Annotated in this window: 20 protein-coding genes; 10 read left to right on the plus strand and 10 right to left on the minus strand. The window is 32.2% G+C overall.

The genetic code is table 11. The features are described from left to right. Positions 1–8: 8 nt before the first annotated feature. From IKZ35_03725 to IKZ35_03765, 9 genes are read left to right on the plus strand one after another with little or no spacing between them, the layout of a single operon-like run. On the plus strand, positions 9–641 hold the full coding sequence (locus IKZ35_03725; GenBank protein ID MBR4893071.1) for an ATP phosphoribosyltransferase: 633 nt from the start codon (positions 9–11) through the stop codon (positions 639–641). Then, complete coding sequence (gene hisD / locus IKZ35_03730) at positions 634–1,914, plus strand: histidinol dehydrogenase (GenBank protein MBR4893072.1); 1,281 nt, start codon at positions 634–636, stop codon at positions 1,912–1,914. Before IKZ35_03725 ends, hisD begins: the two co-directional genes overlap by 8 nt. Then, positions 1,911–2,972 (plus strand): histidinol-phosphate transaminase, encoded by a 1,062-nt coding sequence (locus IKZ35_03735; GenBank protein ID MBR4893073.1) that lies wholly within the window; start codon positions 1,911–1,913, stop codon positions 2,970–2,972. The genes hisD and IKZ35_03735 overlap by 4 nt, the downstream gene beginning before the upstream one ends. Next, positions 2,972–3,559 (plus strand): imidazoleglycerol-phosphate dehydratase HisB, encoded by a 588-nt coding sequence (gene hisB, locus IKZ35_03740; protein ID MBR4893074.1) that lies wholly within the window; start codon positions 2,972–2,974, stop codon positions 3,557–3,559. Before IKZ35_03735 ends, hisB begins: the two co-directional genes overlap by 1 nt. Next, positions 3,559–4,173, plus strand: a complete 615-nt coding sequence (hisH, locus tag IKZ35_03745) for an imidazole glycerol phosphate synthase subunit HisH (protein MBR4893075.1) — start codon at positions 3,559–3,561, stop codon at positions 4,171–4,173. Before hisB ends, hisH begins: the two co-directional genes overlap by 1 nt. Positions 4,174–4,177: 4 nt before the next feature. Then, positions 4,178–4,891, plus strand: coding sequence for a 1-(5-phosphoribosyl)-5-[(5-phosphoribosylamino)methylideneamino]imidazole-4-carboxamide isomerase (hisA, locus tag IKZ35_03750; GenBank protein ID MBR4893076.1), 714 nt, complete (start codon positions 4,178–4,180; stop codon positions 4,889–4,891). Beyond that, positions 4,888–5,646 (plus strand): imidazole glycerol phosphate synthase subunit HisF, encoded by a 759-nt coding sequence (gene hisF / locus IKZ35_03755; protein ID MBR4893077.1) that lies wholly within the window; start codon positions 4,888–4,890, stop codon positions 5,644–5,646. Before hisA ends, hisF begins: the two co-directional genes overlap by 4 nt. A gap of 10 nt (positions 5,647–5,656) precedes the next feature. Further along, positions 5,657–6,307 (plus strand): bifunctional phosphoribosyl-AMP cyclohydrolase/phosphoribosyl-ATP diphosphatase HisIE, encoded by a 651-nt coding sequence (locus tag IKZ35_03760; protein MBR4893078.1) that lies wholly within the window; start codon positions 5,657–5,659, stop codon positions 6,305–6,307. Continuing rightward, positions 6,304–7,101, plus strand: coding sequence for a histidinol-phosphatase HisJ family protein (locus tag IKZ35_03765; protein MBR4893079.1), 798 nt, complete (start codon positions 6,304–6,306; stop codon positions 7,099–7,101). Before IKZ35_03760 ends, IKZ35_03765 begins: the two co-directional genes overlap by 4 nt. Positions 7,102–7,778: 677 nt before the next feature. On the opposite strand, the gene IKZ35_03770 is transcribed toward IKZ35_03765, so the two are convergent. From IKZ35_03770 to uvrB, 8 genes are all read right to left on the minus strand, one after another. Next, entirely contained in the window at positions 7,779–8,675 is an 897-nt protein-coding gene (locus IKZ35_03770) for an elongation factor Ts (protein MBR4893080.1), read from the minus strand. A gap of 25 nt (positions 8,676–8,700) precedes the next feature. Continuing rightward, complete coding sequence (rpsB, locus tag IKZ35_03775; protein ID MBR4893081.1) at positions 8,701–9,432, minus strand: 30S ribosomal protein S2; 732 nt, start codon at positions 9,430–9,432, stop codon at positions 8,701–8,703. A 218-nt stretch (positions 9,433–9,650) separates the two neighbouring features. Further along, positions 9,651–9,992, minus strand: a complete 342-nt coding sequence (locus IKZ35_03780; GenBank protein MBR4893082.1) for a histidine triad nucleotide-binding protein — start codon at positions 9,990–9,992, stop codon at positions 9,651–9,653. A gap of 5 nt (positions 9,993–9,997) precedes the next feature. Next, positions 9,998–12,649, minus strand: a complete 2,652-nt coding sequence (gene alaS / locus IKZ35_03785) for an alanine--tRNA ligase (GenBank protein ID MBR4893083.1) — start codon at positions 12,647–12,649, stop codon at positions 9,998–10,000. Positions 12,650–12,715: 66 nt separating this feature from the next. Continuing rightward, positions 12,716–13,153, minus strand: a complete 438-nt coding sequence (locus IKZ35_03790; GenBank protein MBR4893084.1) for a YaiI/YqxD family protein — start codon at positions 13,151–13,153, stop codon at positions 12,716–12,718. Then, the gene (locus IKZ35_03795) at positions 13,137–13,793 is read right to left on the minus strand and encodes a YdcF family protein (protein ID MBR4893085.1); all 657 of its coding nucleotides are present in this window, start codon (positions 13,791–13,793) and stop codon (positions 13,137–13,139) included. Before IKZ35_03795 ends, IKZ35_03790 begins: the two co-directional genes overlap by 17 nt. A gap of 9 nt (positions 13,794–13,802) precedes the next feature. Beyond that, positions 13,803–16,619 carry an excinuclease ABC subunit UvrA gene (gene uvrA, locus IKZ35_03800; protein ID MBR4893086.1) on the minus strand — a complete coding sequence of 939 codons (2,817 nt, stop codon included), beginning with the start codon at positions 16,617–16,619 and terminating at the stop codon, positions 13,803–13,805. Positions 16,620–16,628: 9 nt separating this feature from the next. After that, a complete protein-coding gene (gene uvrB / locus IKZ35_03805; GenBank protein ID MBR4893087.1) occupies positions 16,629–18,569 on the minus strand; it encodes an excinuclease ABC subunit UvrB in 1,941 nt (646 codons plus the stop codon). A gap of 354 nt (positions 18,570–18,923) precedes the next feature. Here uvrB and cadA point away from each other — a divergent pair, with 354 nt between their 5' ends. Further along, positions 18,924–21,353, plus strand: coding sequence for a cadmium-translocating P-type ATPase (gene cadA / locus IKZ35_03810; GenBank protein MBR4893088.1), 2,430 nt, complete (start codon positions 18,924–18,926; stop codon positions 21,351–21,353). A 51-nt stretch (positions 21,354–21,404) separates the two neighbouring features. Here the strand turns inward: cadA and IKZ35_03815 are convergent, their stop codons facing one another. Together IKZ35_03815 and nagA are read right to left on the minus strand one after the other, a co-directional pair. After that, positions 21,405–22,781, minus strand: coding sequence for an ROK family protein (locus IKZ35_03815; GenBank protein MBR4893089.1), 1,377 nt, complete (start codon positions 22,779–22,781; stop codon positions 21,405–21,407). Beyond that, positions 22,771–23,913 (minus strand): N-acetylglucosamine-6-phosphate deacetylase, encoded by a 1,143-nt coding sequence (nagA, locus tag IKZ35_03820; protein ID MBR4893090.1) that lies wholly within the window; start codon positions 23,911–23,913, stop codon positions 22,771–22,773. Before nagA ends, IKZ35_03815 begins: the two co-directional genes overlap by 11 nt. Positions 23,914–24,016: the final 103 nt, after the last annotated feature.

Genomic DNA, 24,016 nt, shown 5'->3' on the forward strand with positions numbered 1-24,016 from the left:
TAATGGACATGTTAAATATCGCTCTTCCAAAAGGAAGATTGGGCGAAAAAGTATATTCAATGTTTGAAAAAGCAGGGTTTGAGTGTCCTGCTATAAAAGAGAATAATAGAAAACTGATATTTGAAAATTCTAAGTTAAAAGTCAGATATTTCTGGGTTAAACCGTCTGATGTTGCAATTTATGTTGAACATGGTGCAGCAGATATAGGGGTTGCAGGGAAGGATATACTTCTTGAATATGAGCCGGATATATATGAACTTCTTGATTTAAAGTTAGGAAAATGCAAAATGGCAGTGGCAGGGAAAAAAGATTTTTTATATGAAGATAAAAAGTCAATACGCGTTGCCACAAAATTTCAGAATATTGCTAAAAACTATTATGCAAAAATAGGAAAAGAAATAGATATTATAAAACTTAACGGTTCAATAGAAATTGCACCTATTCTTGGTTTATCTGATGTTATAGTTGATATTGTGGAAACAGGAACAACTCTTAAAGAAAACGACTTATGTGTTTTAGAGGATATTATTCCAATTAGTGCAAGGCTTATAGCCAACAAGGCAAATTTTAAGTTTAAGAGCGAAAAAATTGAGAAGATAGTTAAATCTTTAAAACTTCAAACGGAGGAAAATAATGATTAAAATTTTAGAGTTTCAAAAGGTTACAAAAGAAGAAATATTTTCCCGTGTTGTAAATGAAGTAGATGTTTCTTGTATTGTATCGGAAATTATAGAAAATGTTAAAGAAAAGAAAGATAAAGCGCTTTATTACTACTGTGAAAAATTTGATAAAGCAAAACTATCTTCACTTGAGGTAACAAAAGAAGAAATTGATGAAGCATACAACAAGGTTGATAAAGAATTTTTAAGAATTTTAAATAAAGCGGCAGAAAATATAAAGAAATTTCATTTAAAACAGGTAAGAGACGGTTTTTCTATAAAGGATGAAGACGGAATTATTATAGGGCAAAAGATAACACCTGTTGACAGCGCAGGACTATATGTTCCCGGTGGCACAGCAGCATATCCGTCTACTGTTTTAATGGACTCTATTCCTGCAAAAATTGCAGGATGTAAAGAAGTAGTTATAGTTACTCCTCCTGATTCTTTGGGTAATATAAACCCTGTTATTCTTGCTGCTGCAAAGATTGCAGGGGTTGACAGAATTTTTAAAGTTGGCGGAGCACAGGCTATTGCGGCTCTTGCCTATGGCACAGAAACTATTCCAAAGGTTGATAAAATTGTCGGCCCGGGAAACAGTTTTGTAGCAGAGGCTAAAAAACAGGTATTTGGCGAAGTTTCTATTGATATGATTGCAGGTCCGAGTGAAATTCTTGTTATAGCAGATGATAAAAGTAACCCTAAATTTGTTGCAGCTGATATGCTTTCTCAGGCAGAACACGATAAACTTGCGAATGCAGTTTTAATTACTGATAGTTTAGAATTTGCAAAAGAAGTTCAAAGAGAACTTGAAATTCAGATTCCTAAACTTGAAAGAAAAGAAATCGCAAGATGTTCTATTGATAATAACGGTAAGATTATTGTTTGCGATAATTTAAGTCAGGCTATCGATATTTCAAACGAAATTGCCCCTGAACATTTGGAATTATGTGTAGATAACCCTTTTGATTACCTTGATAAAATTCGCCACGCAGGTTCAATTTTTATGGGAAGATATTGCCCTGAAGCATTGGGGGATTATTATTCTGGCACAAATCATACTCTTCCTACAAGCGGAACTGCAAGATTTTCAAGTCCGCTTTCGGTTGATGATTTTGTTAAGAAAACTCAATATACATATTATACTAAAGAAGCATTTAAAAAAGTTTATAAAGATATTTCAGTCTTTGCAGATAATGAAGGTCTTACAGGACATGGAAAAAGTGCATTGATAAGATTTGAGGAACAAATATGAGCAGATTTTTTATTAAAAAGTTTGATAAACTTACACCTTATACACCGGGGGAACAACCTAAGGTTAACAATTTAATAAAATTAAATACAAACGAATCTCCTTTTAGTCCATCAAAAAAGGGAATTAAAGAAGCAAAAAAGGAATTAAAACGACTTAACCTTTATTCTGACCCGGACTGCACAAATCTTGTGAATAAACTGGCAAAAACTTATGGTGTAACTAATAAAGAGGTTATAGTAACCAATGGGTCTGACGAAGTTTTAAACTTTGCATTTATGGCTTATTGTGATGATAAAACCCCTGCTGCGTTTGCCGATATTACATATGGATTTTATAAAGTTTTTGCGAAACTTCATAATATTGATTATAAGTTGATACCTTTAAAAGAAGATTTTTCTATTGATATAAATGACTATAAGAATATTAATTCAACTATTTTTATAGCAAACCCAAATGCGCCGACAGGTTTATATCTCGAACTTTCAAAAATAGAAGAAATACTTAAAAATAATCCTGATAATATTGTCGTTATAGATGAAGCATATGTTGATTTTGGTAACGAAAGTGCTGTCAACTTAATAAAAAAATATGATAATTTGCTAGTTACAGGCACATTTTCTAAATCAAGGTCTATGGCAGGTGCAAGATTAGGGTTTGGTATAGCGAACGAAAATATTATAAAAGATTTAAACACTTTAAGATTTTCGACTAATCCCTATAATGTTAATCGAATGACTCTTGCGGCAGGTTTTGGTGTGCTTTGCGACGAAGAATATACTAAAGAAAATATTGAAAAAATCTGCGAAAACAGGGAATTTTTAAAAGAAGAACTTAAAAATTTAGGTTTTAAAATGACCGATTCTACTGCTAATTTTATTTTTGTAAAACACGATAAAATAAATGGGGAAGATTTATATAATCTTTTAAGAGAAAGAAATATTTTAGTTCGTCATTTTAACATTGACAGAATAAAAGATTATCTTCGCATCACAATCGGTACAAAAAACGAAATGAAAATTCTTATAAAAAATCTTAAAGAAATTCTGGAGGATATATAATGAGAATAAGCGAAATTGTAAGAAATACAAATGAAACTAAAATTTACATAAAACTTAATCTTGACGGTAACGGCGAGAGTAATATCGATACAGGCTGTGGTTTTTTAGACCATATGTTAACCTTGTTTGCAAGTCATGGTAAATTTGATTTAGATGTAAAATGTGATGGCGATGTTAATGTTGATTATCATCATACAGTAGAAGATATAGGCATATGTCTTGGCGAAGCATTTAATAATGCTTTGGGAGATAAAAAAGGAATTTTAAGATATGGCTATATGATACTGCCTATGGACGAAACGCTTATTTTATCAGCAGTTGATATTTCAGGAAGAGCATATCTTGCATACGGACTTTGCATTCCGTCTTTAAGGGTAGGAACATTTGATACTGAACTTATAGAAGAATTTTTCTTAGGATTTACAAGATGTGCAAAAATAACACTCCATATATCTCAACTTGACGGAAAAAACACTCATCATATTATTGAGGGTACATTTAAGTCAGTTGCAAGAAGCCTTAGAAAAGCAGTTTGTCTAAGTAAAAAATATAAAGATGAAATTCCTTCAACGAAAGGAGTTTTATAGTGATTGTTATAATAGACTATGGTGTTGGAAATTTATTTTCTCTTAAAAGTTCTTTTGATAGGATAGGAGTTGAAACTATCGTATCAGGGGATATAGATACAATTAAAAAAGCGTCAAAAATTGTTCTTCCAGGCGTTGGGGCATTTTGCGATGCTGTAAACAAACTAAAAGAAACAGGTTTGTTTGAAGTAATTATAAAAGAAGCAAAAAACAATAAGCCAATTTTAGGTATATGCCTTGGTATGCAGATGCTTTTTGACAAGAGTTTTGAAAACGGAGAATACGAGGGTCTTGGACTTATTGAAGGGGAAATAAGATATATAGGAGAAATTATAGATAACACCCTTAAAATTCCCCATATAGGATGGAATTATCTTAAGTTTAATAAAGAAGAACATCCTTTGTTTAAGTATATAAATGAGGGAGATTATGTGTATTTTGTTCATTCTTATTACGGAGCAAAATGCGACCATGTAATCGCTCAGACAGAGTATTCTTCAATGCTTACTGCCGCAGTTGCAAAAGGCAATGTTATGGGATGCCAGTTTCATCCTGAAAAAAGCGGAGATGTTGGGCTTAATATATTAAAAGCATTCTGTGAATGGGAGGGATAAAAATATGAAGATATTTCCTGCTATTGACTTGTACAAAGGAAAAGCAGTTCGTCTTTATAAAGGCGATTATGATAATATGACTATTTATAATGATAACCCTTTAAGTGTTGCATATGATTTTTACAATGAGGGAGCAGAATATATCCACATTGTAGATTTGGAAGGTGCAAAAACAGGGGATACTCCTAATCTTGATATTATTTCAGAAATTGTTAAAAATACCGACCTTTTTGTTGAAGTGGGTGGGGGAATAAGAAATATATCGGTAGTAAAAAAATACATAGATTGCGGAGTGGACAGAGTTATTCTCGGAACAAGTGCTGTAATGGATGAGCAGTTTTTAATAGACGCTGTATCACAGTATAAAGAAAAAATTGCAGTCGGCGTTGATATTAAAGACGGATATGTTGCAATTAAAGGGTGGACAGAAAAATCTGAATATAAATTTGAAGAATTTATAGAAAAGATGATAGGTTTAGGAATTTTCACATTTATTTGCACAGATATATCAAAAGACGGTGCAATGGAAGGCGCAAATCATAAGTTGTATAAAGATTTATCGGAAAAATTTAATGCAAACTTTATTGCATCAGGTGGAGTTTCATCTATTGATGATGTTAACAAGTTAAGAAAAATTGATATGTATGGCGCAATTATAGGTAAGGCTTATTATTTAAAGGCAATATCCTTAAAAGAAGCAATCGAGGTGGCAAAATGATTACAAAAAGAATAATTCCTTGCCTTGATGTAAGAGACGGAAGAGTTGTAAAAGGGGTTAATTTTGAAGGTATATCCGATGTATCATCTCCTGTTGAACTTGCAGAATTTTACAGTAAGTCAGGGGCAGATGAACTTGTTTTTTATGATATAACTGCATCCTTTGAAGGCAGAAAACTGTTTACTGATATTTTAAAAGAAGTTGCAAAAAAGATATTTATACCACTGACTGTTGGAGGTGGAATAAATACTTTGGACGATTTTGACAGAGTTTTAAAATGTGGGGCTGATAAGGTCAGCGTAAATTCAGGAGCAATAAAGAACCCTGATTTGATATATCAGGGAGCCAAAAAATACGGAAGTCAATGTGTTGTTATATCTGCTGATATAAAAAGAGTTGATAATAAGTTTATGGTATTTGCAAAAGGTGGAAGAGAAAATACCGGTATGGATGCAATAGACTGGATAAAAAGATGTGTATCACTTGGTGCAGGAGAAGTTGTTGTTAACTCTATTGATACAGACGGTGTCAAAGGCGGATTTGATATAGAGTTACTTGATAAAGTGTGCAATGCTGTTTCGGTGCCTGTTATAGCATCAGGTGGCGCAGGGAATATAGAACACTTTGTTGAACTTTTCAAAAAAGTTCCCCTTGTGGATGCAGGTCTTGCAGCATCTATTTTCCATTTTAACGAAGTTAAGATAAAAGATTTGAAAAACCATTTAAGATTAAATAATATAGATGTAAGATTATAGGAGGCTTATTATGATAGATACAAACAAGTTAAAGTTTGATGAAAAAGGTCTTATACCGGCTATTGTAGTTGATGAAATAACAAAAAAGGTTCTGACTTTGGCATATATGAATAAAGAAAGTTTGGAAATTTCCATCGAAAAAGGGTTAACCTGCTTTTTCTCCCGTTCAAGAAATGAACTGTGGTTAAAGGGCGAAACCAGTGGAAACTATCAACATATAGTATCTATAACCTCTGACTGTGATAATGATGCATTGGTGGTTACAGTAAGAAAAGACGGCCCTGCATGTCATTTAGGATGTGACAGTTGCTTTGAAAACAAATTATATATAAATGATAATTATAAAGAGTTTTCCTTAGAAAGCCTTTTAGAACTTTTAAAATCAAGAAAAAAAGAGAAAAAAGAAGGTTCTTACACTACATATCTTTTTGAAAAAGGTATAGATAAAATACTTAAAAAAATAGGCGAAGAATCAACAGAAGTTATTGTTGCAGGTAAAGGTAACGATAAAAAAGAAACTATATATGAAATTGCTGACCTTGCATATCATATTATGGTGCTTATGGTTGAAATGGGTATATCATATGAGGATATTCATGATGAACTTGCATCCCGTCATATTATTGACCATAAAGTAAAACAGGAGAAAATGACAAAATGATTTTAGAAGATTTCCATGTTCATACTTCATATACAGACGGTAATGATTCTTTGGAAGATATGGTTCTTGCTGCCATTGATTTAAAAATGAAAAGGCTTGGGTTTTCCGAGCATATATATACTTCATTCGATAATTCTTACTGTCTTACAAAAGAAAAAACATTAGAGTATATCGATGAAGTAAAAAGGCTTAAAAGTAAATATAAAGGAAAAATAAGCCTTTGTCTGGGTATAGAGAAAGACTATTTTTCCGATTATCCCACAGATGAGTTTGATTATGTTATAGGCTCAGTTCACTATATATATAAAAATAATGTTTATTATTCAATAGACACTTCAAAAGAAGATTTAATTAACATTGTTAAGGATAATTATAACGATAATTATAATCTTTTTGCAAAGGACTATTATAATCTTATATCCAATGTTGTTAATAAAACAAATGCTGATATTATAGGCCATTTCGACTTGGTTACAAAGTATAACGAAAATAATGCTTTGTTTGATATGAATAATAAGGAATATCTAAATATTGCAAAAAATGCGATAGATATGCTTATTCCTTTTAATAAACCGTTTGAAATTAACACAGGAGCAATATCCAGAGGATACAGAACTAAAGCATATCCTGATATAGAACTTTTAGAGTATATATATAAAAGGGGAGGTAAGGTTATCCTCTCAAGCGACAGCCACAGTAAAAATACTCTTTTAAATAAGTTTAATGAGTATGAAGATTTAGTTAAAAACATTGGCTTTAAAGAACTTGTAAACTGGGATAATTTGAAAAAATAAAATGCAAAAGATATTACTCCCTGTTTGTTAAAAAAATAACAAATAGGGAGTAAGTTATAATTTAGAAAAATAGAGTAGAGTTAATTTAAGTATAAATGATAATAGGAAAAACAGGTGCTATATTGATAAAAAACAATTTTTTTATAATATAGATGAATATAGATTAAAAATGGTTTGATTAAATAAATAACATATTAATTGATTAAATTAAGATAAAATAACATTATTTAAATAAAAAAGCAAATCAAAAAATCGATTTAAATTATTTAAAGAATACCAAGTATCATAAGGAAATTTTTTATCGCCAAAAATTAAGTGTAAAAAATAAAAGAAAGATATAAGATAATAATTTTATTAAAAAATATTCTAAAAAATTATAAAAAGAAAAATTATAAAATATTTTTATATTTAATTATAATTATTATAAAATAAATATCAGTATATGATAAAATGTAATAAAAGACTTATCAAACCCCCTGGGAATACTGTAATCTTCCAAATACTGTTTATTTTTTAAAGCATTATATTTTTTAGTTACCATTTTATACAAAATTCTTATTTTGTATAAAAACCTATATTATAAAAAAGAGTGTAAGTTATATATAATGGTGTTATTCCCTTTAAAAATAATTAAAAAAAAGGAGTGATTTCTCACTCCCTTTATTTTTAGTATTTAATTATTTAATCATATTTGCAACTTCGTCAGCAAAGTTATCTTCTTTCTTTTCTAAGCCTTCGCCTTTTTCAAGTCTTGCAAATGCTTTGATTTCAATTTTACCGCCAAATTCTTTTGCTTTAGCTTCAACATATTTTTTAACTGATAAGTCTGGGTCTTTAACGTATTCCTGGTCAACTAAACATACTTCTTTGTAGTATTTAGCAATTCTTCCCATAACCATTTTTTCAGCAATATTTGCAGGTTTTCCTTCGTTTAATGCCTGAGCCATAAGAATTTCTTTTTCTTTTTCTACAGTTTCAGCAGGTACTTCTGACTGACAAACATATAAAGGTTTAACAGCAGCAATCTGCATAGCGATATCTTTACCGAAATCAACGAAACCAGGGTTAGATGCAACGTCTGTGTCAAATAAAACAGCAACACCTATTCTTCCCCCACCGTGAATATAAGTAGCAACAGAACCTTCGTATCTAACAAATCTTCTGATGTTCATATTTTCGCCGATAACTAAAATCTTTTCTCTTAATGCATCTGCAACAGTGTTGTCTGCATCAAATTTTAATTCACTTAAAGCTTCAACATCTTTAGGATTTTCTTTAGCAACTATTTCAGCTAATTTAGAAACGAATTCAACAAAACTTTCGTTTTTAGCAACGAAGTCTGTTTCAGAGTTAACTTCTATTAAAGCAGCAACGTTATCGTCTCTGTAGTCAGCAACTATACCTTCAGCAGCAATTCTACCTGCTTTTTTCTGAGCTGCAGCTAAGCCTTTTTCTCTAAGGATTTCTGTAGCTTTTTCCATATCACCGTTTGCTTCTGTTAATGCTTTTTTACAATCCATCATACCACAACCGGTAGATTCTCTTAATTCTTTAACCATAGCTGGTGTAATCATAACACTAATCCTCCAATATATTTAATTATTCTTCTGTAGTTTCTTCCTCTTCTTTAACTTCGATAGAAGAATCAACGCCCTGTCTGCCTTCGATAATAGCATTAGACATTGTTTCTGCAATAAGTTTAACAGCACGGATAGCATCGTCGTTACCAGGGATAACGTAATCAACTTCGTCAGGATCACAGTTTGTATCAACGATAGCAACTACAGGAATACCTAATTTTTTAGCTTCTAAGATAGCATTTTTTTCTTTTCTTAGGTCAACAACAAATAATGCTGCTGGTAATTTTTTCATATTTTTAATACCGCCTAAGAATTTTTCTAATTTTTCTCTTTCCCCTTTTAGTTTGATAACTTCTTTTTTAGGTAAAAGATCAAATGTTCCGTCTTCTTCCATTTTTTCTAACTGGAATAATCTGTCAATTCTTTTTCTGATAGTTTTGAAGTTTGTAAGCATACCACCTAACCATCTTGCGTTAACGTAGTACATACCTACTCTTTCAGCTTCTTCTTTGATAGCATCAGTAGCCTGTTTTTTTGTACCAACAAAAAGCACTTCTCCGCCTTCTGCTGCGATATCTCTAACAAAATCGTATGCTTCTACAATTTTCTTAACTGTTTTCTGAAGATCGATAATGTAGATACCGTTTCTTTCTGTGAAGATGTATTCAGCCATTTTAGGGTTCCATCTTCTTGTCTGATGTCCGAAATGAACACCTGCTTCTAAAAGTTGTTTCATTGAGATTACGCTCATGTTTTTTTCCTCCATTTTTTGGTTTTTATTTTTCCTCCGGCTTAATCATCTAATGTAAGAACCATTTAGGCACCACTTAAATTATCATAAACCGTGCGCATTAGCCATAATATTATAACAAATATTTTTTTAAATTGCAATAGTTTTTTTGCATTTTTTTGTAAAATTTTTATATATAAAAACCATCGCCTGATAGCAATGGTTTTATAGTTTTTAAATTATCCTGCAGGCCATCCTAATTCTCTTCCTGCAATTAAATGAAAATGAATGTGGAATACTGTCTGCCCTGCGTTTTTATTGCAGTTTGATATAATTCTGTATCCGTCTTCGGCTATATTTAACTGTTTTGCTATTTTCTTGACTGCTATAAATATTTTACCGATAAGTTCTATGTCAGTTTCTTCAATATCATTTATTGTGCTTATATGTTTTTTAGGGATAATAAGCACATGGACAGGTGCTGTCGGGCTTATATCATTAAAAGCATATACATATTCATCTTCATAAACTTTTTGTGATGGTATTTCGCCATTTATAATTTTGCAAAATAGACAGTCCATATTTATTATCCTTTCACTTGTTCAGATATAATATCATAGGAAGAATTAAGAGCAGATTCTATTTTATCTTTGTCTTTTCCTCCGCCCTGAGCCATATCAGGTTTTCCTCCTCCTGAACCTCCGGCAATACTTGTAACATCCTTTATGATTTTACCACAGTGAACGCCTTTCTCAAGAGCAGATTTTGTAGCACTTGCAAGGAACATAATCTTTTCGTCTTCTATTCCGCAAAGTACAGCAACTGCTGCTTCATTTGAAAGTTTTTCTTTTATAGCATCGCTTAATGAACGAAGACCGCTCACGCTTAAATTATCCTGTGAGGAAATTATAACTTTAACACCGTTAATTTCTTTATAATCATCAATTAAATCATTTACAGCGTTTTTAGAAAGTTTCTGGCGTAAAGATTCAATAGTCTGTTTATTTTCCTTGTTTTCAGATAATAATGCGTTTATTTTATCAGGTAAATCAAAAGTATTATTTATTTTGATTATTCTTGCAGTTTCATTTAAAACTTTTAGGTTATCATTAAAGAAGTTTAAGAAGTTTATACCTGTTGCCGCTTCAATTCTTCTTACACCTGCTGCAACTCCGCTTTCAGATAAAATCTTAAAGAAGCCAATCTGAGAAGTATTTGTAAGATGAGTTCCACCACAGAATTCTTTAGAAAAATCTCCCATAGATACAACTCTTACAGTTTCACCGTATTTTTCTCCAAAAAGAGCCATAGCGCCTGATTTTTTTGCTTCCTCAATATTCATTACTTTGCAGTTTATATCAAGACATTCTAAAATCTTAAGGTTAACAATTTTTTCAACCTTTTTAATTTCGTCATCTCTCATAGCCTCAAAGTGAGAAAAGTCAAATCTTAATCTGTCGGCTGATACAAAGGAACCTGCCTGATTAACATGGTCGCCTAAGACTGATTTTAGCGCTTTCTGAAGCAAATGAGTAGCAGAGTGGTTTCTTGCTGTTGACATTCTTAAATCTTTGTTAACCTCTAATTTAACTGTGTCGCCAACGCATATCATTCCTTTTGTAAGTTTTACGATATGCCCTATTTTTCCTTCAGAATATTTTATTGTATCAGTAACATAAGCTTCGCCTTTTTCATATGAAATTAAGCCTGTATCCCCTGCCTGACCTCCGCTTTCGCCATAGAAAACAGTTTTGTCAGTAATTATAATGGCTTCTTCATCTGAAATTAATTCGTCTAATTTTTCGCCTTCTTTAAGAATCGCAATAATTTTTGCATCACAAACTAAATTGTCGTATCCTATAAATTCACAGTTGTTTAGTTCTTTTAGCATTTTTGCAATATCACTTTCCCAGCCAAGAGTAGATGTATCCCCTCTTGCGTTCTGAGATTGTTCTCTTTGCTTTTTCATTTCTTTTTTATATGTTTCTTCATCAACTTCAAAAGAATTTTCATTCATTATTTCTTTTGTTAAATCAAGTGGGAAACCATATGTATCGTGAAGTTTAAAAGCAGTTTCTCCGTCAAGAACTGTTTTGTTGTTCTTCTTCATATCTTCTATAATATCTGCAAGTAATAGCATACCTGAGTCAATAGTCTTATAGAATTTCTTTTCTTCAACACTTATAATTTTTTTGATATATTCCTGATTGTCATAAAGTTCGCTGTATGCATCTTTTGACTGAGAGATAACAACATCTGCAAGGTCGGTTAAGAACATATCTTTTATGCCTAAAAGTTTACCGTGTCTTGCTGCTCTTCTAAGTAGTCTTCTTAATACATATCCTCTGCCTTCATTAGACGGTATAACACCGTCGCTTATCATAAAGGTTGTACTTCTTATATGGTCGGTAATAACACGGATGGAAATATCATCTTTTGCATTTTCACCGTATGTTTTACCACTGATTTTACATACAGTATCAAGAATACTTCTTATTGTGTCAACTTCAAATAGATTGTTTACGCCCTGCATAATAACAGCAAGTCTTTCAAGACCCATACCTGTATCGATATTAGGTTTTGCAAGTCTGTTATAATTTCCGTTTTCATCTTTATCAAACTGAGTAAATACAAGATTCCAGAATTCAACAAATCTGTCGCAGTCGCATCCTATTTTACAGTCAGGCTTGCCACAACCACATTCAACGCCACGGTCAAAATATATTTCAGAACATGGTCCGCAAGGGCCCTGGCCTATTTCCCAGAAGTTATCTTCTTTTCCCATTCTTACAATTCTTTCAGGGGCAACTCCAACTTTCTTTGACCATATATCAAATGCTTCATCATCATCAAGATATATTGTTACCCATAGTTTATCAACCGGCATTTTCATAACTTTTGTTATAAATTCCCATGCCCACTGGGTAGCCTCTTCTTTAAAGTAATCTCCAAAAGAGAAGTTACCAAGCATTTCAAAAAATGTACCGTGTCTTGCAGTTTTACCAACATTTTCGATATCCGGTGTTCTTATACATTTCTGACAAGTTGTAACTCTTGTTTTAGGAGGAACTTCTTCCCCTGTAAAATATTTCTTTAAAGGCGCCATACCTGCATTGATTAAAAGTAATGACGGATCGTTATTTGGCACCAGTGAAAAACTTTTCATCTTAAGATGACCTTTGCTTTCGAAAAACTTAAGATATTCTTCTCTGATTTGATTAAGTCCTAATTTTTCCATATGTAAAACTCCTTTTATACTATAAACTGCCATATTTAAACATTCTATCTTATTATAATACTATAATTAAATATATTTTTCAATAAGATTTTCAAGATTTTTAATAAATTCATCATCGCATTTTTTGTTTCTCTTGGACGGGCCTTTAAGCCTCACACCGCTCATTCTTAATTTTTTTGCAGTATGCCTTTGATTAAGAAGGGATAATATATTTGTATCGTCAAATATTATTCCGTTCTGATTTATCGGTAATGCACCTTTTGCAAGACACATCGCTGCAAGACCATAGTCCTGAGTAACAACAATATCTTCTTTTGAAATTTTATTTACAAGGTAAAAATCTACACTGTCATTACCTTTAGAAACTGTTATTGTTTCAATATCCTTAATATTAAAACTATGTGATGTATCGCATATTATAATACATTCTAAATTATATTTCTTTGCAATTTTACAAGTAATATTTACAACGGGACAACCGTCTGCATCAATAAATAATTTCATATTCAATCTTCTTAGTCAGTTTATTTAATTTGTTTATATCGTTATCCATAATTTCACACAGTATAAACGCTTTTACTCTTGCTAAAAATTCCCTTTTATTCTGTTGTTTTAAATTTTCGCCTGAATAATTATCGCATGAAACTCCATATGCGTTTATCCCTAATTTTTCTGCATAATACAATGCTCTTTTAAGATGTTGCTCATGAGTAACAAATATAGCATTATTAAGGTTAACATTTTCCTTAAGACCTTCCACAGAATTAAAAGTGTCTATTCCTAAATGGTCCATAATAATTTTATTTTCGTCTATACCTGAATTAACAAGATAATCTTTCATTGCTTTTACTTCATTGTAATCATTTGTTGAGTGGTCGCCCGATACAATTATTTTTTCGCATTTTTTATTATTATAAAGTTCAATAGCCTTATTTAACCTTTGGGAAAGAGTGAAAGACACTTCATTTCCCTGAACTGACGCTCCAAAGACGAGCAGATATTCACTCTCTGGAACATCATAAGAATTTTTTATATATTTTTCGCCGGTTTTTAACACATGAACATTAGCATAAATCAGAAAAAGGAAAAACACAGTAATTAAAGAAAGGATAGTTATTACAGTTGTTTTTAATAGTTTTTTCATTATACGCACCTATTTTAAATATTTTAAAAGATATTTTCCTGTATAAGATTTTTTATTTTTTGCAACTTCTTCAGGAGTTCCCTGCGCTACAATCTTACCGCCTTTATTTCCTCCCTCAGGACCTAAATCAACTATATAATCGGCAGTTTTGATAACATCTAAATTATGTTCAATAACTATAATTGTATTTCCGTTTTCTGTTAATTTCTGCAAAACATCAATCAGTTTTTTTACATCGTCTGTATGAAGACCTGTGGTAGGTTCATCAAGTACATAGATTGTTTTACCTGTTGATTTTTTTGAAAGTTCTGTTGCAAGTTTAATTCTCTGGGCTTCTCCTCCTGATAAAGTTGTGGAAGGTTGCCCGAGTTTAATATACGAAAGCCCTACATCTTTTAACACTTCAAGTTTTCTTTTTATTTTAGGGATATTTTCAAAGAATGATATTCCCTCTTCTACTGTCATATCGAGAACTTCGTATATATTTTTATCTTTATATTTTATATCAAGAGTTTCTCTGTTATATCTTTTTCCTTTACATACATCACAAGGAATAGTTACATCTGCAAGAAAATGCATTTCAATACTTACTACACCGTCTCCCTGACAAGCCTCACATCTTCCGCCTTTTACATTAAAACTGAATCTTCCTGCATCGTATCCTTTAAGCCTTGCTTCCAAAGTTGATGCAAACACTTCTCTTATATCAGAAAATACTCCCGTATAAGTTGCAGGGTTTGAACGTGGAGTTCTGCCTATCGGAGATTGGTCGATATTAATAATTTTATCTAAATTTTCAATACCTTTTATATCTTCAAAATCTCCGCCCCTTATTCTTGCACCGTTTAAAATATGCGCAAGTTCTCTGTAAAGAATCTGATTTATTAGTGAACTTTTACCAGAGCCTGATACTCCTGTAACAGCGCATAAACAGCCTAAAGGAAATTTTACATTGATATTTTTTAAATTATTTTCTTTAGCGCCTGTTATTTCAAGGAAATTTCCGTTTCCTTTTCTTCTTTTTTCAGGGACATCTATTTTTAACTTGCCTGTTAAATATTTTGCAGTTACAGATTTTTTGCTTTTCTTGATTTCTTCAATAGTTCCCTGTGCTACTATTTCTCCCCCATGGATACCTGCTCCCGGACCGATATCAACAATATAGTCAGCATTTTTTATAGTATCTTCATCATGCTCAACAACAATTAAGGTATTGCCTAAATCTCTTAATTTTTTTAAAGTGGCAAGAAGCCTGTCGTTATCTCTTTGATGAAGACCGATACTTGGTTCGTCCAATATATAAAGTACCCCCATAAGCGATGAGCCAATCTGGGTTGCAAGACGAATTCTTTGCGCTTCTCCGCCTGATAAAGTACCTGCACTTCTTGATAATGTAAGATATTCTAAACCGACATCCTTTAAAAAGTAAAGTCTTTCTTTAATTTCTTTTATCAGTAAATGTGCAATTTTTTCTTCTCTTTCATTTAATTTTAAGTTATCAAAAAAATCAAGTAACTCGCCTATTGTATATTTTGTTATCTGTGCTATGTTTTTGTCTGACACAGTAACTGATAAGGCTTCGGGTTTTAATCTTGTTCCGTCGCAAAAATGGCAGTCTGCCTTAGTCATCAATGATTCAATATCATTTCTTATCCAGTTTGATTTTGTTTCCTTATATCTTCTTTCAAGGTTATTTATGACCCCTTCAAAATCTCCCATGAATTTTCCGCCACCATATTTTTTCTTATAGGTCATTTCGTATTTAACGCCTTTTGTACCGTATAAAATAACATCAATGGCTTCTTTGGATAAATTTTTAATAGGTTCATCAAGAGAAAAGTTATATTTCTTTGAAAGCCCTAAATAATACATATCTGCCATGGTATCTTCGCCTTTAAAATTCCAGCCGTTTGCGTTTATACCGCCCTCACGGATAGAAAGTTCTTTATTTAAGATATAATTTTTATCTATCTTCATTAAATGGCCAAGACCACCGCATTCAGGACATGCTCCCATAGGGTTGTTAAACGAAAACATTCTCGGAGATAACTCTTCAATGCTTATATTACAATCAGGACATGCGTAATTTAAAGAATAACTGTAATCTTTATCATCTATTTTATGAATTATAACTATACCGTCTGAAAGAGAGGTTGCAGTTTCAATAGAATCAGTAAGTCTTGCTTTGATTTCTTCTTTTACTATAAGACGGTCTATAACTATTTCAATATTATGTTTTTTATTTCTGTCAAGTTTAATTTCTTCGGATAATTCGTATATATCACCGTTGACTCTTACACGCACATATCCGCTTTTTTTTGCATTTTCAAATACTTTTTGATGTTCGCCTTTTCTGCCTCTTACAATTGGCGCTAAGACTAAAATTTTGCTTCCCACACCATAATTTATAACTGCATCTGTAATCTGATCAATAGTTTGTTGCTTGATTTCTTTTTTACAGTTAGGACAATGTGGAACTCCTATTCTTGCATATAGAACTCTTAAATAGTCGTATATTTCTGTAACTGTACCCACTGTTGAACGAGGGTTTCTGCCTGTGGTTTTCTGGTCAATGGAAATTGCAGGAGATAAACCTTCTATTTTTTCTACATCGGGTTTTTCCATCTGCCCTAAAAACATTCGTGCATAAGAAGACAAGGACTCAACATATCGTCTTTGCCCCTCTGCATAAATTGTATCAAACGCAAGTGAACTTTTGCCTGAGCCTGAAAGTCCGGTAAAAACAACAAGTTTATCTCTCGGAATTTCCAATGATACATTTTTAAGGTTATGTTCTTTTGCTCCTTTAATAATAATTTTTTCCATTGTTTCTCCTTATTTTTTAAGTTCTTCTATTTTATCTCTTAATTTGGCAGCAGTTTCAAAATCTAAATTTTTTGCAGCATCCATCATCATTTCAGTTAATTCCTGAATGGTTAAGGTAATATCTTTTTTAGACTTTTTATTGATATTTTCTTTAATTGGTTTAGTTATTTCGATTATTTCTTTAATAGATTTTGATACTGATTTCGGAGTAATATTATTTGATTTGTTATATTTATCCTGAATTTTTCTTCTTCTGTTGGTTTCGTTAATAGCATTACTCATAGAGTCGGTAATTCTGTCGGCATACATAATTACCTTGCCTGATACATTCCTTGCTGCACGGCCTATTGTCTGGATAAGGGATGTTTCTGAACGCAAAAATCCCTCTTTATCTGCATCAAGGATAGCAATAAGCGATACTTCAGGAATATCAAGACCTTCTCTTAATAAATTTATGCCGATTAAAACATCAAATTCGCCCAGTCTTAAATCTCTTATAATTTCCATTCTTTCTATTGTATCAATATCCGAATGAAGATACCTTACCTTTATTCCTGACTTTAAGTAAAAGTCGGTTAAATCTTCTGCCATTCTTTTGGTAAGTGTAGTTATAAGCACACGGTTTCCTGAATCAATAGTCTTTCGTATTTCAGACTGCAAATGATCAATCTGCCCTTTTGTCGGTACAACTTCTATTACAGGGTCTAACAGCCCTGTCGGTCTTATAACCTGTTCGGCAGTTACACTTGATAATTCATATTCAAGTTTTCCGGGTGTTGCAGATACAAAAACTGCCTGATTTATCTTACTCATAAATTCGTCAAAGTTAAGAGGACGGTTATCATATGCAGAAGGTAATCTAAAGCCATACTGTACAAGAGAGTCTTTCCTTGCCCTGTCTCCTGCATACATTCCTCTTACCTGAGGCAATGTAACATGAGATTCGTCTACAAAAAGTAAAAAATCATCAGGAAAATAGTCCATAAGAGTATAAGGGCAACTTCCTGCTTCTCTTCCGCTTATATGTCTTGAATAGTTTTCAATGCCCTGGCAAAATCCTATCTGCCCGAGCATTTCAAGGTCATAGTTTGTTCTTTGTGCTATTCTTTGTGCTTCTAAAAGCATTCCTTCTTTTTCAAAGTATCTTATTCTATCTTCAAGTTCCTGCTCTATGGTTTTTATTGCCCTTTTCATTTTTTCACTCGATGTAACATAATGAGATGCAGGGAAAATTGCAGCATGAGTTAATTCGCCTAAAATTTCGCCTGTAAGAGGGTCAACAGATAATATTTTTTCTATTTCATCTCCAAAGAACTCTATTCTCATTATATTTTCATTTGTATTGGCAGGAAATACATCTAAAGTATCCCCTTTTACTCTGAACTTCCCTCTTGAAAAATCATAATCGTTTCTTTCATATTGAATTTCTACTAATTTTTTTAATATTTCATCCCTGTCTTTAACCATACCAGGTCTTAATGATACTACAAGATCTGTATAATCTTCAGGATCTCCTAACCCATAAATGCAAGAAACAGATGCAACTATTATAACATCCTTTCTTTCAAAAAGCGAAATTGTTGCAGAGTGTCTTAATTTATCAATTTCATCATTTATAGATGAGTCTTTTTCAATATAAGTGTCAGTATTTGCTATATATGCTTCGGGCTGATAATAATCATAATAAGATACAAAATATTCAACAGCATTTTCAGGGAAAAAAGACTTAAATTCACTGCATAACTGCGCAGCAAGTGTTTTATTATGCGCTAAAACCAATGTAGGTTTATTTACCTTTTCAATTATTTTAGCCATTGTATAAGTTTTTCCTGAACCTGTTACACCTAAAAGTGTCTGAAATTTATTATTATTTTTTATGCTGTTAACAAGCGTTTCTATCGCTTGTGGTTGGTCTCCGCAGGGAGAATAATCTGATTTTAATTTAAACATTTTTTAAAATTCCTTGTTTTAAATAATATTAGTATTATTTTGAGATTCTTATTATGATATATTCAGTAAATATAAAAAGTAGTGTTTAAAAAATATATGTTCTTCCTTTTTAAAGGCATCCCCTCAAGGAGATGCCTCTTTGAAATCCCGTTATCTTCAACTTCTTTCATAATAAATATTTATATCTATTATGAAATATCAAGTATTCAGGTTATCTTTATGTATTTATTATATAATACAGATACAATATTTTCAAGTATTTTAATATATTGTTACAAATAAATTCGTATTGACAAAATATACTGAGGGTTATACAATTTATTTAGTTGTACTTAAAAATTAAAGGTGATTTATATGAAAGAATATATTGTTACAGGAATGAGTTGCGCTGCTTGTTCTGTAAGAGTTGAAAAGGAAGTTAAAAAGTTAGAAAATGTTAAAGAATGTTCGGTAAATCTTCTTACAAATACTATGAAAGTTTCAGGAAGTTTTAGCGACGAAGAAATACTATATGCTGTTGAAAAAGCAGGTTATGGCATAAAATTTAAAGATACCCTAAAAAAAGAAGAAAACATCGAATCAAAGAACAATATAATACCGTCTATTTTAATACTTCTTGTTCTTATGTATATTTCAATGGGGTACACAATGTTCTCCTTTCCTCTTCCACGATATTTAGATAAAAACCCTTTATCCGTTGCAATAATACAAATGCTTTTATCATTGATTATAATGATTATAAATAAAAAGTTTTTTATAAACGGATATAAAGGAATAGTGAATAAATCACCAAATATGGACTCTCTTGTCTCACTTGGTTCATTTGCATCATTTATATACAGTGTAGCAGTTGTATTTTATATGACTGATTTATACGTTGAAGGTAATATAAATTTGGCATCTCATCAACTTCACGAATTATATTTTGAATCGGCTGCTATGATTTTAGTTCTTATAACTTTCGGAAAAATGCTTGAATCAAAGTCTAAAAAGAAAACAACAGATGCAATAAATTCTCTTATAAAACTTGCCCCAAAAACTGCTATTGTTATAAGAGACGGTAAGGAAACTAAAATAGATGCAAAAGACATTGTAGTAGGAGATATTTTTATTGTTAAACCAGGAGGAATAATTCCTGCTGACGGAATTGTAATAGAAGGAAGTGCATCAGTTAACGAATCAATGTTAACAGGCGAAAGTATACCGGTTGATAAAGAAAAAGGAGATAGTGTTTCACAGTCTACTTATAATGAATCGGGATATTTAAAATGTGAGGCGAAAAAAACAGGAGAAGACACATTATTTTTTAAGATTATAAAAAGAGTAACCGAGGCTTCAAATTCAAAACCTCCTATTGCCAAGGTGGCAGATAAGGTATCAGGAATTTTTGTTCCTATAGTTATTTTAATTTCTGTTATTACTTTTACCATATGGTATATATTAAATAAAGATATTGGTTTTTCACTTGCCAGAGCAATTTCAGTGCTTGTTATAAGTTGTCCGTGTGCTTTGGGTCTTGCAACACCTGTTGCAGTTATGGTTGGAAACGGAGTGGGTGCAAAGCATGGAATACTGTTTAAAAACGCTCAGGCACTCGAATATACAGGAAAGATAAAAACTGTTGCGCTTGATAAAACAGGAACAATTACCAAAGGAAAACCTGAAGTTACAGATATTATTCCATTTAATATAACCGATAACGAACTTTTAAGTTATGCATATTCACTTGAAATAAAGAGCGAACATCCTCTTGCAAAGGCAATAATAAAAAAGGGGCAAGATTATGGCATTACTCCCCTTTTAACTTCTGATTTTAAAATACATCCTGGAAACGGACTTAAAGCAGTTATAAACAGTAGTATTATCCGTGGAGGAAACGCAAAGTATATTTCTCAGTTTACAAGTTTAAATAATGAAATTTTAGAAATAACAGATAAACTGTCTATAAGTGGAAAAACACCATTATTCTTTACTAAAGATAACGAATTTTTAGGTGTTATCGCTGTTATGGACACAGTAAAAGATGAAAGCATAAGTGCAATAGAAGAATTAAGGAATATGGGAATTAAGACAATAATTCTTACAGGAGATAATTTAAAAACTGCACAAGCGATTAAAAATATAGTTAATGCCGATGATGTTATATCCGATGTTTTACCTGATGAAAAAGCACAGATTATAAAGAAATTGATGAGTAAGTCTAAAACTGCTATGGTGGGCGATGGAATTAACGATGCCCCTGCCCTTGCAACTGCCGATGTCGGAATTGCAGTTGGACAAGGTACAGATGTTGCTATAAATACTTCGGATGTTGTGCTTATTGATTCAAGCCTTAAAAATATACCTAAACTTATAAAATTAAGCAGAAAAACATTAAAAACCATATATGAAAATTTATTCTGGGCATTTATCTATAACATTATAGGAATTCCCCTTGCAGCAGGTGTATTTATACCGTTATATGGCTTAAAATTAACGCCTATGTTCGGTGCTTTCGCCATGAGTATATCAAGTTTATTTGTGGTTACAAATGCTCTTAGAATAAATAATATTAAGTTTAATAATAAGGAGAAAAAAATTATGGAAGTTACAATGAAAATTGAAGGTATGATGTGTAAGCATTGTGAAGCAAGAGTTAAAAAAGTATTAGAAGAACTAAGTGCAGTTTCAGAAGCGATAGTAAGCCACGAAAATTCATCTGCAATAGTTAAAATGACAGAAGAAATACCTTTTAACAAATTAAAAGAGACAGTTGAAGCACAAGGATATAAAGTTATAGATTAAATATAAAAAAGGTTTTGCGTTCATTACGCAAAACCTTTTTTTATGTATAAATTATTTAATTTCTGGAAGACTTGCTGCAGCAACAGACTGACCAACTCTTCTTGAACTTTCATCAGGAATGTGAAGCTGAACCTTTTTAGCAAGTTCTGGGAATTCTTTATCTAAAACTTCCTGTGCTCTTTCTAAAAGAATTGTTCCGCCTTCGCCTGATGTAACTCTACCCATGATAAGAACATGTTTAATATCATAGAATTCAGAGTAGAAAGCAATAGCATATCCGAAGTATGCACCGATTGTATCATAAATAGCAGCTGCTCTTTCGTCTCCGTCTTTCATAAGACCCTGAACAACTTTTAATTTTTCTGCAGGTGAAAGATTTTCATCAAGTTCAATTCCTGCATATGGTGCAAGTTTAATAACACCGTCCTGAGAGAAATATTTAACGCCACAACCATAATCGCCTGACCATTCGTCAACCATAGCATTTTTGCAAGCATCAACAGGTACGAAAGCAAGTTCGTTTAACCAGCCTGTGATATTTCCCTGAGGGTCAACATAACCACCTGCTTCAGATGTTCCCATAGCAACACCTAAAACTGCGTTATCATTTAAGTCCATAGCACCTGCAAGAGCAGTAACGTCCCCGTCATTTGCTACTTCTATCGGAATATTTTCGCCAATTTCTTTAGCAACGTCTATATACATATTTTTAACTTTTTTATCAAAGTCTTCATCGCTTACTTTTAGGAATAATGATGCAACCATGATTCTGTTATCAACATAAACACCAGCACTTGAAACACCGATAGCATCAACTCTTGGCATATGAGATGCTGCAGTTTTCATAGCGTCTAAAATTCCTTGGTAGTGATAATCAGGGTCAGAAGTGATTTTAGGGAACCAAACAACTTCTTCTGAATATACGCTTTCGCCATCGATAACAGCACTAACTTTTCTGTCACTTCCACCTGCATCAAAACCGATTCTGCAGCCTTCTAAATGTCTTCCGATAGGTGCTGCTGCTGATTTTTCTTCAGGAGCATTTTCTAATGAACATACAATAACTTCAAAAGGATTTTCATATATTCTTTCCATAAAGTGAACATCGAAATCTCTAAGCCCACCGTCTGTATATGCTTCTTTAATTTTGTTACCGATAAGTTCACTGCCTGCGATATAAATTTTATAACCACCGGCAACCCATAAAAGAGATTTAACCATTCTTTCAACAAAATCAAAGTTTTCGTCGTCATGACCTGTACCATCTTTAAACACTCTGGTTTTATAGGTAACAGTATATCCTTTGTTTCTTTCAATGGCAATTATAATGTCCTGTCCGTTTTCTTTTGTTGCTTCACGCATTTCTTTAATTACTAAAGATAATGGTGTAAACTGAGGGTCTAATTTCGCATTAACTTTAAGATTCATATTTTATATCTCCTTTTTTAATAGTTTTTATTACATCAAATTCGTTTGTTAAAATAACTATATCAGCATCTTTTCCAACTTCTAAAGAGCCTTTTTTATCCCCTACTCCGATTGCATTGGCAGGGTTTAATGATGCACAGTTTACACATTCCCATAGAGGAATTGTAGAATTTGTGTAAACATTCCATACACCTTTGTTAAGTTTAAGAACACTTCCTGCAACTGTTCCGTCTTCAAGGCGGCAAACAATATCACGATAAATTATTTTATTTCCGCCAAGAGTATATTCTCCGTATGGAAGACCACCTGCAGGTAAACAGTCAGTTATAAAACAAAGTTTTCTGCCTTTAAGTTTATATAACATATCATATAAAGCAGGAGATACATGGAATGTGTCAACTATAAGTTCGCAAGAAACATCACTGTTAAGCGCTGCTGTAACAACTCCAGGAGCACGATGAGCAAGAGGAGTCATAGCGTTAAATAAGTGTGTAACATGTTTAACACCACAGGAAACACTTGCCATTGCAGTATCATAATCTGCAGAAGTATGCCCCATTGACATAACAACATCAGTTTCTTTATTTATTCTTCTTATTGCTTCAAAATCATTAGAATCTTCTTCTGGAGCAAATGAAAGAATTTTAATAATGTCAGAATATTCTTTAACAAAATCTGCGTCAGGCTTTAATATATATTTAGGGTCCTGAGCGCCTTTTTTAGATTCGCTGATAAAAGGCCCTTCGGCATGGCAACCTAAAATTTCACTGCCTTCCCAGGTTTTACTCTCTTCTTTAAGGTCTCTTAATACCTGAAGAGATTTTTTTATAACCTTCATATCAACTGTCATTGTGGTTGGAAGATATCCTGTAACACCGTTGGCAATAATACCATTTGAAATAGTACGGATACTTTCTTCTTCGCCGTCGCATACGTCTTTGCCAAGATAACCGTGAATATGTATATCTATAAATCCCGGAGAAACATAACCGCCATTTGCATCAATTATATCTACTCCGCAAGGAATATTGTCAACCGGAATTATTCCTTCGATAACATCGGAATAAAGCAATGCATGGTTTTCTAAAACCCTGTCTTTTAAAATGATTTTTCCGTTAATAATAGCTTTCATTTTAAACTCCCCCTTCTATTTTTTGACTCTGCTAAAATTATCAGCCCAGTCCTTTACAGTATTATAGCATATACTGTATCTATATTCAATAATAAAATGTAAA

Source organism: Clostridia bacterium (assembly GCA_017554615.1).
Taxonomy (GTDB): Bacteria; Bacillota; Clostridia; order UMGS1840; family HGM11507; genus SIG450.